Origin of the sequence: Streptococcus gallinaceus (assembly GCF_024170225.1) — a bacterium.
Classification (GTDB): Bacteria; Bacillota; Bacilli; order Lactobacillales; family Streptococcaceae; genus Streptococcus; species Streptococcus gallinaceus.
The window spans coordinates 132,961-146,296 of the sequence record NZ_JALJXU010000005.1 but is presented as its reverse complement, the minus strand read 5'-3'; the positions used below and the strand labels follow the sequence as shown (position 1 = coordinate 146,296).

Annotated in this window: 14 protein-coding genes; all 14 read right to left on the bottom strand. The window is 41.9% G+C overall.

The window, feature by feature from the left end; genetic code table 11:
• The 14 genes from nrdR to rsmH all read right to left on the bottom strand — a co-directional run bounded on the left by nrdR (window position 1) and on the right by rsmH (window position 13,154).
• A complete protein-coding gene (gene nrdR, locus J2T50_RS07500; RefSeq protein ID WP_253365301.1) occupies window positions 1-474 on the bottom strand; it encodes a transcriptional regulator NrdR in 474 nt (157 codons plus the stop codon).
• A 117-nt stretch (window positions 475-591) separates the two neighbouring features.
• Complete coding sequence (locus J2T50_RS07495) at window positions 592-1,701, bottom strand: AI-2E family transporter (protein WP_253365299.1); 1,110 nt, start codon at window positions 1,699-1,701, stop codon at window positions 592-594.
• 193 nt (window positions 1,702-1,894) lie between these two features.
• Complete coding sequence (locus J2T50_RS07490; protein ID WP_253365297.1) at window positions 1,895-2,584, bottom strand: response regulator transcription factor; 690 nt, start codon at window positions 2,582-2,584, stop codon at window positions 1,895-1,897.
• A gap of 3 nt (window positions 2,585-2,587) precedes the next feature.
• A complete protein-coding gene (gene gnd, locus J2T50_RS07485; RefSeq protein ID WP_253365295.1) occupies window positions 2,588-4,012 on the bottom strand; it encodes an NADP-dependent phosphogluconate dehydrogenase in 1,425 nt (474 codons plus the stop codon).
• A 76-nt stretch (window positions 4,013-4,088) separates the two neighbouring features.
• Window positions 4,089-4,625 (bottom strand): DUF177 domain-containing protein, encoded by a 537-nt coding sequence (locus tag J2T50_RS07480; protein ID WP_253365293.1) that lies wholly within the window; start codon window positions 4,623-4,625, stop codon window positions 4,089-4,091.
• 65 nt (window positions 4,626-4,690) lie between these two features.
• The gene (locus J2T50_RS07475; protein WP_253365292.1) at window positions 4,691-5,581 is read right to left on the bottom strand and encodes a cation diffusion facilitator family transporter; all 891 of its coding nucleotides are present in this window, start codon (window positions 5,579-5,581) and stop codon (window positions 4,691-4,693) included.
• Between the two features lie 77 nt (window positions 5,582-5,658).
• Entirely contained in the window at window positions 5,659-5,961 is a 303-nt protein-coding gene (locus J2T50_RS07470; RefSeq protein ID WP_253365291.1) for an ArsR/SmtB family transcription factor, read from the bottom strand.
• Between the two features lie 10 nt (window positions 5,962-5,971).
• A complete protein-coding gene (gene trxB, locus J2T50_RS07465) occupies window positions 5,972-6,889 on the bottom strand; it encodes a thioredoxin-disulfide reductase (RefSeq protein WP_253365290.1) in 918 nt (305 codons plus the stop codon).
• Window positions 6,890-6,901: 12 nt separating this feature from the next.
• Window positions 6,902-7,126, bottom strand: a complete 225-nt coding sequence (locus J2T50_RS07460; RefSeq protein WP_253365289.1) for a DUF4059 family protein — start codon at window positions 7,124-7,126, stop codon at window positions 6,902-6,904.
• A gap of 12 nt (window positions 7,127-7,138) precedes the next feature.
• On the bottom strand, window positions 7,139-8,482 hold the full coding sequence (locus J2T50_RS07455; RefSeq protein ID WP_253365288.1) for a DEAD/DEAH box helicase: 1,344 nt from the start codon (window positions 8,480-8,482) through the stop codon (window positions 7,139-7,141).
• A gap of 116 nt (window positions 8,483-8,598) precedes the next feature.
• Window positions 8,599-9,597 (bottom strand): phospho-N-acetylmuramoyl-pentapeptide-transferase, encoded by a 999-nt coding sequence (gene mraY / locus J2T50_RS07450; RefSeq protein WP_253365287.1) that lies wholly within the window; start codon window positions 9,595-9,597, stop codon window positions 8,599-8,601.
• Window position 9,598: 1 nt separating this feature from the next.
• Window positions 9,599-11,866: a penicillin-binding protein PBP2X gene (gene pbp2x / locus J2T50_RS07445; RefSeq protein ID WP_253365286.1), complete on the bottom strand. Its 2,268-nt coding sequence runs from the start codon at window positions 11,864-11,866 to the stop codon at window positions 9,599-9,601.
• A 1-nt stretch (window position 11,867) separates the two neighbouring features.
• Window positions 11,868-12,191 (bottom strand): cell division protein FtsL, encoded by a 324-nt coding sequence (gene ftsL, locus J2T50_RS07440; RefSeq protein ID WP_253365285.1) that lies wholly within the window; start codon window positions 12,189-12,191, stop codon window positions 11,868-11,870.
• A 9-nt stretch (window positions 12,192-12,200) separates the two neighbouring features.
• Entirely contained in the window at window positions 12,201-13,154 is a 954-nt protein-coding gene (rsmH, locus tag J2T50_RS07435) for a 16S rRNA (cytosine(1402)-N(4))-methyltransferase RsmH (RefSeq protein ID WP_253365283.1), read from the bottom strand.
• Window positions 13,155-13,336 lie beyond the last annotated feature (182 nt).

Below are 13,336 nucleotides of genomic sequence, written 5' to 3'. Positions count from 1 at the left end.
TTAGTCCTGCTTTTTATGCTTGGCACTTTTTGTAATCTGCTTGAGCAAAATTTCCAACTCGCTCACATCCTTGAAGGAACGATAGACTGAAGCAAAACGAACATAGGTAATCTCATCCAAATCAACCAACTCTTCCATGACCAGATTCCCAATGACATCACTTTCTACCTCGTTATCACTCTGAGCACGAACCTTTTGTTCAATCCGATTGACAACTTCATCGATTTCAGCGCTAGAAACTGGACGTTTTTGGGCGGAACGAATAATCCCATTGAAGATTTTTTCACGAGAAAATTGCTCGCGCGTCCCATCTTTTTTTACGACAACTAGCGTCTTTTCTTCTACACGTTCATAAGTTGTAAAACGATAGTCACATTTTTCACATTCACGACGGCGGCGGATGGTATTGCCATCTTCCGCTTGTCGACTATCCACTACACTTGACTTCAAACTATTACATTTGGGACAACGCATCTTCTTTCCCCCATTTTATCATTATCATCTCATTGTACCACATTTCTAAGGAGAATAAAAGGGAGTGAGCTAGGCTCACCCCCTGACAAGATACAAGGTAACCAATACCAATTACAATCAGGCTTCGTCTGCGCTTTTTTCAGCCAATCGTTCATAGGTCCATTCCCGAACCAGACGATAAATAACTGCAAAAATCGGTGTAAAGAAGACCATCCCTATCAAACCAAATAAATTCCCACCAATCAAGGCAGCAGCCAAGGTAAACAAGGTTGGCAAGCCAACGGATTGACCGACAACACGTGGGTAAATGACATTTCCCTCAATCAACTGAATAATCTGGAAAAGCACAATCGACCACAGAGCCAGCAGCGGATTTTGGACAGAGACAAAGAGCGCACTGATCAAGCAAGCAGAAAGCGGACCGATGTAAGGCACGAAGGACAAAACGCCAGCTAAGATACCAGCCATGGCCGCATAAGGAATCCCAGATAAAGAATAACCCGCAAATACCAAGACCCCGATAATACAAGCCTCTACAATCTGACTCATCAGAAAACGGTCGTAGGTATCAATAATGACTTCACCCACATAAGTTAGGTTATGCACCACTTTTTCTGGGAAAATAGCCACCAACAACTTAGATGACATGGCTTGCAAATGCTCCTTGCTAGCCAAGATGCTCAAGGTGAAAAAGAAAGCCATAATCAAGGTTAGAACATTTGAGAAAATACCTGTAACATTTGTCGCCAATCCTGCTAAAAAGGACGTCACATAAGAAGAGACATTGTCCCAACCTGTAAATTTGCTAACATAGCTGTTCACTTCCTGTCCTACCTTACTGGACAGGACACCATTTTCTTGCAAGGCAGAAACCAGCTTTGGAATAGCTTCATTGGTCACACTAACCAATTGTGAAATCGTAGTTGTCAGCGTTGGTAGGATAATCATGACCAAACCTGTCACAATCAAGGCAAACGCTACCAAAACTCCCGCAATCGCTAGGGGACGACTAGATTTTTTCAAAAAAGGAACTTTTTCAATCAAATTCTCTAATTTTTTCATCGGTACATTGAGCACAAATGCAAAAATCGCACCAATCAAAAGAGAGTTGACGCTCCCGAGCAAGAGCGAAATCAGTTTCAAGATTGCTTCATACTGCAAAACAGCTAATAAAACTAGGGACGCAAAGGTAATCAGCAAGATTTTTTCCTTAAATGTGGTCTTCATATTACTTCCTTTTTACACAAATTTTAAACTATAGTCATTTCGTTTTATTTGATTGCTTCGCTAACTCGGTTTGCCGTACTTCAGTACAGCCCACACCTCTTTGCCTCGCACTAAAATAAAACAACTATATTAGAATCTAATCTAGATAAAAATCAGATGAGAGAACCCTCACCTGATCTTCGCTATAGGGATATTAGTCACGCATGGCATAACCAACTCCACGGATGGTTTTGATGTAGGATAACTGCCCTGGAATATCTAATTTTCCACGAAGGTAGCGGATATAGACATCCACTACATTGGTCTCCGTTCCGGATTCGTACTGCCAAACCTTTTCCAGCAACTGCTCACGCGTCATGGTTTCTTGGCTGTTCATCAAGGTTGCCAAGAGGTCATATTCGCGGCGGGTCAAAGCAATGAGTTCGGAACCGCGCGTCACCGTTCGATTTTGAAAATCAATTTTTAGGTCACGGTAAGCTGCATGCAATTTTACTTGCTTGCAATGCTCGTCGATAAAATCTCGACCACGAAAAATCATATCCACCTGACTCACCAATTCCTGGATGACAAAAGGCTTGATAATATAAGAAACAGCATAGGCTCGGATATCTTCACCGAACTGCTCCGCTTCCTCAGGTTCTGCTACGACAATCATCACTGTCGCAGGCTTAGTCTTGAGGATGTTTCCAGCCAATTCTTTACTGGTCATATCTGACAGTTGGAAACTCATAATGATAAAATCAAAATCTGTTTCATTTGCAAGCTGGAGCGCTTCTTCTCCTGTCGCAGCATAATCCACAATGTATTCTTTCTTCTGTAATTCCATTGATACAAAATGCGATAAATTTCGCTCTTTACCTGCAATTAAAATCTTTTTGGTCATATCTTATTTTTCATCATACCATGAATAATGGAAGAAGCCTTCTTTGTCTTTACGTTGGTAAGTGTGAGCACCAAAGTAGTCACGTTGAGCCTGAATCAAGTTGGCTGGTAAGTTTTCAGCGCGGTAGCTATCAAAATAAGTGATGGCTGCTGAGAATGTTGGTACTGGTACACCTGCCTGCACAGCCAAACTCACCACATCACGAACGGATTGTTGGTATTTAGCTGTTACATCAAGGAAGTATTCATCCAAGAGAAGGTTGGCCAAGTCTGCTTCACGGTTGTAAGCGTCTGTAATCTTTTGCAAGAAACGTGAACGGATGATACAACCTGCACGCCAGATTGACGCAATGTCTGCAAATGGCAAGTCCCAGTTGTTTTCTTTAGAAGCCACACGAAGTTGTGCAAAACCTTGTGCGTATGAAATAATTTTTGAGAAGTAAAGCGCTTGACGAATCTTTTCAATCAATTCAGCCTTATCGCTGTCGTAGCTCACTGCAACAGGTTTTGGAAGAACCTTGCTAGCATGCACGCGCTCTTCTTTGTAAGTAGAGATGTAGCGAGCAAACACAGACTCTGTAATCAATGACAATGGCACACCCAAATCAAGTGATTGTTGGCTTGTCCATTTACCAGTTCCTTTGTTACCGGCAGCATCCAAAATATAGTCTACAACTGGTCCATCTTGGCCTTCATCATCTTTACGTTTCAAGATATCAGCTGTAATCTCAATCAAGTAGCTATCCAATTCACCTTGGTTCCACTCAGTGAAGATGTCTGCCATTTCATCAACAGATAGACCAAGCAAGTGTTGCATCAAGTCATAGCTTTCGGCGATAAGTTGCATATCTCCGTACTCAATCCCGTTGTGAACCATTTTCACATAGTGACCTGCGCCATCAGAACCGATGTAGGTCACACATGGAGCACCATCTTCTGGAGCTTTAGCTGAGATTTCTTCAAGGACATCTGCTACCAATTCGTAAGCTTCTTTTTGACCACCAGGCATGATAGATGGGCCTTCGAGGGCACCTTTTTCACCACCAGAAACACCTGTACCGATGAAGTTGATACCAGAGTCAGCCAATTCATTTGAACGACGGATGGTATCTTCAAAGTAAGTATTCCCACCGTCAATCAAGATATCGCCCTTGTCCAAGTATGGAAGAAGCGCTTGAATTGTCGCATCTGTACCTTTACCAGCTTGCACCATGAGCATGATACGGCGAGGTTTTTCAATCGAATTTACGAAAGACTCCACATCATAACTTGGTACTAATTTTTTACCTGGGTTGCTCGCAACCACATCTTCTGTTTTGTTTGCTGAACGGTTATAGATGGCAACTGTATAGCCACGTGATTCAACGTTGAGGGCGAGGTTACGACCCATTACGGCCATCCCTACTACACCAAAGTTTGCTTTTGTCATGAGTTTGCTCCTCTGTAATAGTTTATCTTTTTCATTGTACAACAAAAAGGAAGATTTTGCAAATATTCTGTCAATTTCATTCTTGGTCGAAAAGCCCTTGTAACTGGGCAAATGGACTGCTTGCTTCTTTTTTCTCTTGCTGACTTTCTTGGAAATCATCTTCTGTCAAGACAGCCCAATCATTTCCAGATGGCATAGCAAAACCAGCTTCCTCTTCTGGTGTCAAAATTTTCAAGGGAACTGCCAGCAAAATATTGTCTGCAACACTTTCATCAAGGCGGATTTGTTCATCCTCTACTACCAATACCATATCTGCGTCCACCAAGTCTTTTTCCTTTAGGACGGATTCATCTGCCACAAAGATTTCATTGACTGCAATCGTCTCTACTCTCTCCACCGGCGCTAATGAACGGCTAGAGGCCAAGGTAATGGTGTAAGACATGCTGTAATCTAAAAAGTAAAATCCAGCTTCAAATCGAACACTTCCTTGAGCCAAAACTGGCGTCAAATCCAGAATCTCAGCATTACGACCCTTGAGTTCCTCGGTCACATCCAGGCTCTTTTCAAACTGAATACCCTCTGGATTTTTTTGAATATCATAAATATGAAACATCTATATCAACTTCCTATCACTATTTAGAGTTTTCATTTATTATACCACACTCAGCCATAAAGCTGTCAGTGTTGATGCCTGTGTTCAGATAAAATTACTTTGCGACAATGTTCTTGGTGTTCTTCCATATTTTGATCAAATTGAACTGTTGCTTCGACAATATTGTGACAATGAAGGAGTTCGACCACTTCTTGACGGACCGATTTTTCATCTGCGGCATCATCAATCCACAGATGAAGCGTTGCCACATGTTGCCGTCCATCTAAAGACCAAACGCTCAAATCTACTACTTTTTTCACATGTTCAACTGTTTCAACTTCATTTTCTATCTGCTGTAAATCAATGTCTGCTGGAACAGCTTCCATAAAAACTAAGAAATTTTTCCAAAAACGAGGAAGCGCCTTACTCAATATAAAAATAGAAATTGCAACGGAAAGTAATGGATCCAAAAAATACCAGTCTGTCACTTGGAGAACCAGAGCTACGATAATAACTGCTATCCATCCTAAGATATCTTCCAGAAAGTGTAGACTGAGAACTTCTTCGTTTTCTGATGACTTCTCAGAAAGGACAAAACTCCCCACAGCATTGATGACAATGGCAATCACACCAAGCAATAGCATGCCAATTTTATCTACAACAGGTGGATTAAACAAGCGTGGTACAGTTTCAACCAATACAAAAATTGAACCTACTATTAAAATCACCGATGTGACCATTGCTCCTAGGAGGGCAAAGCGGTCATATCCCAAGCTAAAGCGATCATTGCCTTTCTTCTTTGAAATTTTTTCTAAGAAATAGGATAAACCGATTGCAAGGGCATCTCCCATATCATGAACAGCATCCGCTAATAGAGCCGCCGATTGAAACAAGGTCCCAAATATAAATTCAACAATTGAAAAAGAGAAATTAAGCCAAAAAGCTATCAAGGTACTAGATACAAATTTATTTTTCATGATTTACCTCGCATGAATATGCTTTCATATATTATATATGATTAGACGTTCATTTGTCAAACAAAAAAAGAAGGATTTTATTCCTCCTCTTGGCTATGAGCTAGAGCCAGCTCAAACATATGACGAACATGCTCATCTACCATTTGGTAGACAACGTACTTGCCCATTTTTTGCCCCTTAACAATATGATTTTTTCGTAATTTACTTAGTTGATGAGAGACAGCTGACTGTTCCATACCTAATTCATAGATAATATCTTCAACTTTTAACGAACCTCGTTTAGAGAGTAAGTAAAGAATTTTCAGACGTGTCTGATCACCTAAAACTTTAAAAAGCTGGGCTGTTCTTTCTAATGACTGCATATCATCTTGGTAAGACATATAAGCAACCTTATCCTTCCAAAGCTGTCAAATAGTTGTAGACCTGCTGACCAGCCATGGCACCATCCCCTACAGCCGTTGTAACTTGGCGAAGGTATTTTTGGCGAATATCACCAGCCGCAAACACACCTGCTTGACTGGTTTCCATGAGGTCGTTGGTCACAATCCAACCCGCTTCATCAGTGATACCCAAGTCCGCAACAGAGTCCGTCATCGGATCCAATCCAACATAGATAAAGACACCACCAAAAGCATGCTCTGACACTTCACCTGTCTGAACATTTTTAAGGACAACAGATTGGACCTTGCGGTCATCGCCTTTGATCTCTTCGACAACACTATCCCAGATGAAATTGATTTTTTCATTGGCAAAAGCACGGTCTTGCAGCACTTGCTGGGCACGCAATTTATCACGACGATGCACGATTGTCACTGACTTAGCAAATTGTGTCAAGAAAGCTGCTTCTTCCACCGCAGAGTCTCCTCCACCTACGACCAATAAATCTTGGTCACGGAAGAAAGCCCCGTCACAAACTGCACAGTAGGATACACCACGGCTATTGTATTCTGCTTCACCCGGTATGCCCAACAAACGGTGTTTGGCCCCCATTGCAAGGACAATTGACTTGGTTTCCAGGGTCTCGTCTTCTGTAATCACTTTTTTGACAGGACCGTCAGTTTCCACACGAAGGACTTGTCCAAAAAGATGCTCCACACCGAATTTTTCAAGCGGTTCAAACATTTTCTCAGATAATTCTGGTCCGGAAATATTGGCATAACCTGGGTAATTTTCAATATCAGCCGTATTTTGCATTTGGCCGCCGTAAATCCCACGTTCCAAAAGAGCAACCTTGAGATTGCTACGACCTGCATAGAGCGCTGCGGTCATCCCTGCAGGCCCTGCTCCAATAATAATTGTATCGTACATATTTTCTACTTTCTAAACCCTAAACATGATAAGAATTCCAACGATTCCAAAAGCAAGAATCGGAATTGTCATGATATTGATCATCAACAAATCAATCAAAAACTGACGACGGTCATTCACTGTCTGATCCAGTCCTTTTCCAGCCCGTCTCGCAAACCAAATCAGACTCATCACGACAACAATAATCGCTGAAAAGAGGAGACTTTGAAGATAAAAACCTAAAATCGTTTGCAGCATGATTCACCTCAATTAAAAACTTTGGCGTTTGGCTTTGCGCTCCGCACGACCTTTAGCACGCGCTTCCACACGCTTGGTCTTACGGCGTTTTTCGTCAACTGCCCACTTGATTTTTTTCTTGTAGCCCGGTTTGATTTTTTTCTTTTTCTTCTTGACCAAGCCAATCATTTCTAAATCTAGTTTTTCATTTGATTTTTCACGATTGACACGACGGTCACGGTCATAAGTATCTTGAAATTCGCCATCTTTGATTTCTTTTGGTTGGAACTTGATATTCATCTTTTCCAACTCACGGATATCTGCATCATCACTTGGTTGATAGAGGGTGATGGCAATCCCCGACAAGCCATTTCGTCCTGTCCGTCCTACACGGTGGACAAAGAAGGATAAATCTTGCGGAATCGCGTCATTGATAACATGACTAACTCCTTCAATATCAATCCCACGCGCCGCCAAATCTGTGGCTACGATATACTCATAATCCAAGTTTTTCACTTGATTCATGATGCGTTTACGCTCACGCGGTGGCACATCTCCGTGAATCTTAGCAACCTTGAGACCATTTGACAAAAGATAGTGGTGCAAATCATCCGCACGTTCTTTTGTGTTAACAAAAATCATGGCCAAATAAGGTTGCATTGTCTTGGTCATTTGCAAGATTTGTGCATTTTTATCACGACCTTTTGTCGATACCAACCAATTCTCGATTGTATCCGCAATAACCGTCTGCGTCTTGATTTTTTCCATGACAGGATTAGACAAGTATTTCTTCAAAAACGGTTGTAATTTCTGCGGAATCGTCGCTGAAAAGACCATGAATTGCAACTGTTTTGGCAAACTCGAAGCAATCTTATCAACTGTTTCCAAAAAGCCCATGTCCAAGGTCATATCAGCCTCGTCCACGACAAATGTGCTTGCTTTATGGATTGCTAGGTCACCTGATTTGACCAAGTCGTAAATCCGTCCAGGAGTTCCAATCACGATATGGGGTTGACTTGTTTGCAGCTTGTCAATTTGGCGATTTTTATCTGTTCCGCCGACATAATTAACCACACGAATTTCTGTCTCTGAATGCTCAGCAATCTGCTTAGCCGCTTGGTAAATCTGCGTTGCCAACTCGCGCGACGGCGCTGTGATAACTGCCTGCACGTAGTCTTGTTCCTCATCCAATTTTTGGAAAATTGGAATCAAAAAGGTGTGCGTCTTTCCTGAACCAGTCTTAGACTCCCCGACCAAGTCACGCCCAGACAAGACAACTGGAATCAACTTTTCTTGTACTTCAGTTGCTGTGACAAAATGAATATCCGTCAAAGCATCTTGAATATAATTTTTTAATTTAAATTCTGTAAATTTCATAGTTTCCTCATTTTTCTACTTGTTTCTATTATACCAAATTTTTCCCTATACTGACATAATCTGAACTGACCTTCTCTGACAAAATAAAAAAAACCTAGGACTGAGTCCTAGATCCTTTATAAATACAAACAAGCAAGTGTCACGAGACTCATGACAAGACCCACTCCCCAAAGGAAAAAGTCTACTTGCCATTCAGACCACTTTTCAGCCTTACCTGACAAACCACCCAATTCCAAGTGATGATGGAAAGGAGTCATACGGAAGATACGGCGACCTTCCCCATATTTTTTCTTGGTGTACTTGAAGTAGCTGACTTGCAACATAACCGATGACGTTTCAAGGACATAGACCAAACCGATAAGGAGCAAGGTCCATTCCTGATGAAGAGCGATAGAGATGGTTGCGAGCATTCCCCCAAGAGCCAAACTTCCCACGTCTCCCATAAATACCTTGGCAGGTTTATGATTATAGACGAAGAAACCAAGAAGGGCTCCAATCATGGTGACACAGACAAGAAGGATGTCAAACCGCCCTTGATGGAAAGCAATAACTGAATAAGCCGCCAAACTAATTACCACTGAGATGGAAGCTAAACCGTCAATCCCATCTGTCAAGTTAACCGCATTTGAAAAACCAACTAACCAAAAAAGGACAAAGGCAATGTACAGAATCCCCAAATGGAGATGATAACCAAAAATATTGAGTTCCCCTCCGCCAAAACCTGCTACGTGAACACCGTAGAAAACCAATCCTCCAATGATTTGCAGAATCAATTTTTGTTTTGGATTGAGGCCCTCGTTAATCTTACGAAAGATTTTTAAGAAATCATCCAAAAATCCAACTGTTCCGTATAAAACAAGGATGAACAGAATGCCAAAAACCGCTCCTGTCATCATGTGGAATACAAGAGCAAACAGAAAGCTAACAAGGATAGCTACTACCAAGAAGACCGTTCCACCCATAGTTGGTGTTCCCGCCTTAAATTGGTGCTGTTTTACATCTTCGTGCATTTGCTGACCTTCTATTCGCTTTTGCTGATAAAAGGTAATAAATTGTGGCATGAGGAGGACTGTCGCTACAAAGGCGAGAATCCCTGCTGAAATAGCCAAAAACATATTATTCTCCTAGTGTAATGGTTAATTTTTTTAATTTCTTCAATGCTGTTCCGGTGTCGCTACTTTGTGCGGTGACATGACTACCATTGCCTTGATAGGTCACTTCTATCCCCGTCCATTTTCCAAACACCTGAACATTTTCCTTGGTCCAACCGTACATATCTGGCAACTCGGTGAAATCTGATGTCAACAGCAAGATTTGCTGATTAGCAGCTAGATTACTACCTTTCTTGACAGATACTTTCTTGATTTTTGAACCATTTCCCAAGATAATGGGTTGCACCAAATGGCGACGCAACTCATCTGCAGTGATACCTGGGCTATGGTTCGTCAAATCCTCCAACTTATACTCTGTTTCACCCGTAACCGTTGACAGACCTTGAGCTGGACCATCTAAGTTTAAACTATCTTTGAGCAACATGGCTTCTTTCAAAACTGGATTGACAATGGATTGCCATGAAAGAAGATTAAAGTTCTGTGGTTGTTGAAGAGTCACATACATGATAAATTGCGGATCTTCCGCAGGAACCATTGCAACAACGGAGTTGACATAGTCATTGGCACCTTCCATATAACCTGTACCGTCTGACTTGGCAATTTGGGCCGTACCAGATTTGACTGCTATATTGTAGCCGTCAACTGAGATCACTGCTCCTCCTGCCGCGTGGGAATACAGAGTTCCATAGTAGGGGTCCGTACCGACTGAAATCATATAATTCCTAGTCTGTCTAGCAGCGTCCGCTGAGACTGGATTTCCAACAACTTCTTTTTGAGAAATCCGAGAAGTATTGGTATTGGGGTCATAGGTTCCAGTGATGAATTTTGGCTCTAACATCACACCATCATTGGCGATAGCATTAAAGGCGCGAAGCATTTGTAAATGGGTGACGTTGATAGCCTGACCAAAGGAGGTCATGGCATAGGAAACAATATTGGCCTCTGGCAACATCCCTCCTGATTCGTCCGACGGATCAATTGACATTCCAAAACGCGTCGGATAGCCATATCGGAATTTTGCTAGATAGTTTAACCACTTCTCATCTCCCATGGCCTGCTCCAGTCGTGTCATACCGACGTTACTTGACAGGGCAAAACCTTGAGCGAAGTTGAGATATTGAGCATCGCGACCAGTATTGACCGTCCAGTCCTTGATGGTCGCATCGGCAATATCATATTTGTCATTGTAGTAAATTTCATTGGGATTGAATTTTCCGCTATCAATGGCAGATGCCAAGGTCATAACTTTCATGGTTGACCCCGGCTCATATTGAGATTGATAAAGGAGAGATAGCCAAGAAAAATCTTTGGCATTCAGACCTTCCTTGGTATCAGCGTCAAAACTTGGACGCTGAGTGGTGGCTAGAATTTCACCCGTCTTGGCTGAAACCAAGGTGGCACTAGCATTGACCGCTTTTGTATCGGTAAAGAACACATCCATATTGGTTTCCATGGACCGTTGCAAATCCGCAGACAGGGTCGTATAGACATCTTGACCGTTAATCGTCTCTTTTTTCACATCGGCAGTGTCCGGTAAAATCCGTCCCTTGCTGTCTTTTTCATAGACGATTTTTCCATCTTGCCCAGACAAAATCGCATTTAAGGCTGACTCCATACCCGTCTGGCCTAGTAAGCTTTGCGAACCATCTTTATTATCCACCAATTGGGCCAATCCTACAAAAATACTGGCAAAATTCCCGTTTGGATACATCCGACCTGGGCTGGTATCAAAGTTTATCCCTTTAATGCCAGCCTTTTTCATCAAATCTTGGATTTCAGTCATCGTTGAGTAGGAAATATTTTTACCAGCTGTACCGAAGTAAACCTGACTCAGATTGGGCAATTTTAACTGCTGGATGACAAAGTCTTTTTTCATCCCCAATTTTTTATCGAGAATCTCCGCCACCTTATCAAACTGACTATCTTGTACATAGAGCGGTTCTTTCAAGGCTGAGACATATTCTTTGTCAATGATGGCATAAATGGTGTAGGTCGTCGAATCTTGAGCAATTGCCATTCCTGTTCGGTCATAAATCGTCCCACGTTTGGCCTGCTTTGTAACCGTCATCTGGTGAACACTAGCTGCCCCCGCAGACAAATCTTGCCCAAACTTCGAGTCCGTCCCGATAATAATTGCAAAGTTAATCAAAAAAATAAAAAAGATAAAAACAGTCAAAAGAATGAGGCTTTGCCCCACTCTTCTACGATTTCTAGAGGGATAGGAACGATGTTTTAGCACGTACCGTAAAAATTTATTTTTCCTATTTGCCATATTACTCCGTCACTCCAATATTATTGTTGTTGAAGGTCAAGCCTTCCTTCTTCGCAATTTCCGTCAAATGTTCCTTACGCGACAATTCGTTGACAGCCTGCTGGGCATCATTCAACTCTGCTTGTTTGGAACTAATATTTTGATTGACAGTTGCCATGTCAGATTGGAGCTGCAGCAACCGAGTTTGGAGGAAAATAATCCCAATGGCTAGTACAATCCCTGAAAAAACGATACTACCATAAAAAGCCTTTTCCACTCTTGAAAAAGTTCTGATTTTTTCTTCAATAACTCGTCTTGCGACATCTCTACGTTTGTCTTGTAACATGGATTTCTCCTAGTTTTTATGTACTTTCTTCGCAACGCGCAACTTAGCAGAATGAGAGCGGTTATTGGCTTCTAACTCTTCTTCGCTTGGCAAAATTGGTTTGCGATTAACCAATTCCAATGGTACCTTCAAGTCGTCTGGGATGAAAGGCAAGCCTTTTGGTACATCCACCGTACTGTATTCCTTGAAAAGCTGCTTGGTCAGGCGATCTTCCAATGAATGGAAGGTGATAACCGATATCCGACCATCCAGTGCCAACAAATCAATAGCTTGTTGAATGGACTCATCCGCCGCACCTAGCTCATCATTGACCTCAATCCGTATGGCCTGAAAAATCTGTTTAGCAGGGTGTCCCTTTTTCTTGAGCTCTTTAGCTGGTTTGGCTGACTTGATAATCTCAGCCAACTCCGTCGTTGTCTCGATGGGTTTGACTTGACGTGCTTGCTCAATCTTACGCGCAATCTGCTTGGAAAATTTATCCTCTCCATATTTGAAGAAAATCCGTACCAAGTCATGGTAATCGTACTGATTGACAACTTGAAAGGCCGACAAGCTCTGCTCACGATTCATTCGCATATCTAGCGGCGCATCTTTTTTATAAGAAAAACCACGCTCACGCTCATCTAATTGTGGACTGGACACACCCAAATCGTAACAAATCCCATCAATCTCTGTCACACCTAACTCTGCTAAACGCGTTTTGAGATTACGAAAATTATCCTTGATAAAGGTCACCATGCCTTTTTCAATAAACGAAGCTAGGCGGATGTGGGCATTATCAATGGCCGTCTGATCTTGGTCAAACGCATAGAGATGCCCCTCTTGGCTCAACTGACTAAGCAGGTACTCGCTGTGTCCAGCTCCCCCCAAGGTCGCATCTACGTATACACCATCCGGCTTAATATCTAATAAATCAACCGTCTCATGCAATAGAACAGTTGTGTGATTAAATTCCTTTGTCATATCTGTTTATTATACCATACTTCCAAAAAAAGCTCCTTAAATTCCTATTTTGAAAACTTTTTCACAAAACATGTCATATATAGTTGACATGTCGTCTCATTCTTTTTATAATAACAGTATCAACTATATTTAACTTTTGGTGACGGTAACACCAAAAAATTTTAGGCAAATGTGTCGCATAT

What these genes read in the sequence shown, in the direction of transcription:
- J2T50_RS07490 (WP_253365297.1), bottom strand. Translation starts at nt 2,584, where the DNA reads ATGACCAAAAAGATTTTAATTGCAGGTAAAGAGCGAAATTTATCGCAT.
- pbp2x (WP_253365286.1), bottom strand. Translation starts at nt 11,866, where the DNA reads ATGGCAAATAGGAAAAATAAATTTTTACGGTACGTGCTAAAACATCGT.
- trxB (WP_253365290.1), bottom strand. Translation starts at nt 6,889, where the DNA reads ATGTACGATACAATTATTATTGGAGCAGGGCCTGCAGGGATGACCGCA.
- nrdR (WP_253365301.1), bottom strand. Translation starts at nt 474, where the DNA reads ATGCGTTGTCCCAAATGTAATAGTTTGAAGTCAAGTGTAGTGGATAGT.
- gnd (WP_253365295.1), bottom strand. Translation starts at nt 4,012, where the DNA reads ATGACAAAAGCAAACTTTGGTGTAGTAGGGATGGCCGTAATGGGTCGT.
- J2T50_RS07480 (WP_253365293.1), bottom strand. Translation starts at nt 4,625, where the DNA reads ATGTTTCATATTTATGATATTCAAAAAAATCCAGAGGGTATTCAGTTT.
- J2T50_RS07470 (WP_253365291.1), bottom strand. Translation starts at nt 5,961, where the DNA reads ATGTCTTACCAAGATGATATGCAGTCATTAGAAAGAACAGCCCAGCTT.
- ftsL (WP_253365285.1), bottom strand. Translation starts at nt 12,191, where the DNA reads ATGTTACAAGACAAACGTAGAGATGTCGCAAGACGAGTTATTGAAGAA.
- mraY (WP_253365287.1), bottom strand. Translation starts at nt 9,597, where the DNA reads ATGTTTTTGGCTATTTCAGCAGGGATTCTCGCCTTTGTAGCGACAGTC.
- J2T50_RS07475 (WP_253365292.1), bottom strand. Translation starts at nt 5,581, where the DNA reads ATGAAAAATAAATTTGTATCTAGTACCTTGATAGCTTTTTGGCTTAAT.
- J2T50_RS07495 (WP_253365299.1), bottom strand. Translation starts at nt 1,701, where the DNA reads ATGAAGACCACATTTAAGGAAAAAATCTTGCTGATTACCTTTGCGTCC.
- J2T50_RS07460 (WP_253365289.1), bottom strand. Translation starts at nt 7,126, where the DNA reads ATGCTGCAAACGATTTTAGGTTTTTATCTTCAAAGTCTCCTCTTTTCA.
- rsmH (WP_253365283.1), bottom strand. Translation starts at nt 13,154, where the DNA reads ATGACAAAGGAATTTAATCACACAACTGTTCTATTGCATGAGACGGTT.
- J2T50_RS07455 (WP_253365288.1), bottom strand. Translation starts at nt 8,482, where the DNA reads ATGAAATTTACAGAATTTAAATTAAAAAATTATATTCAAGATGCTTTG.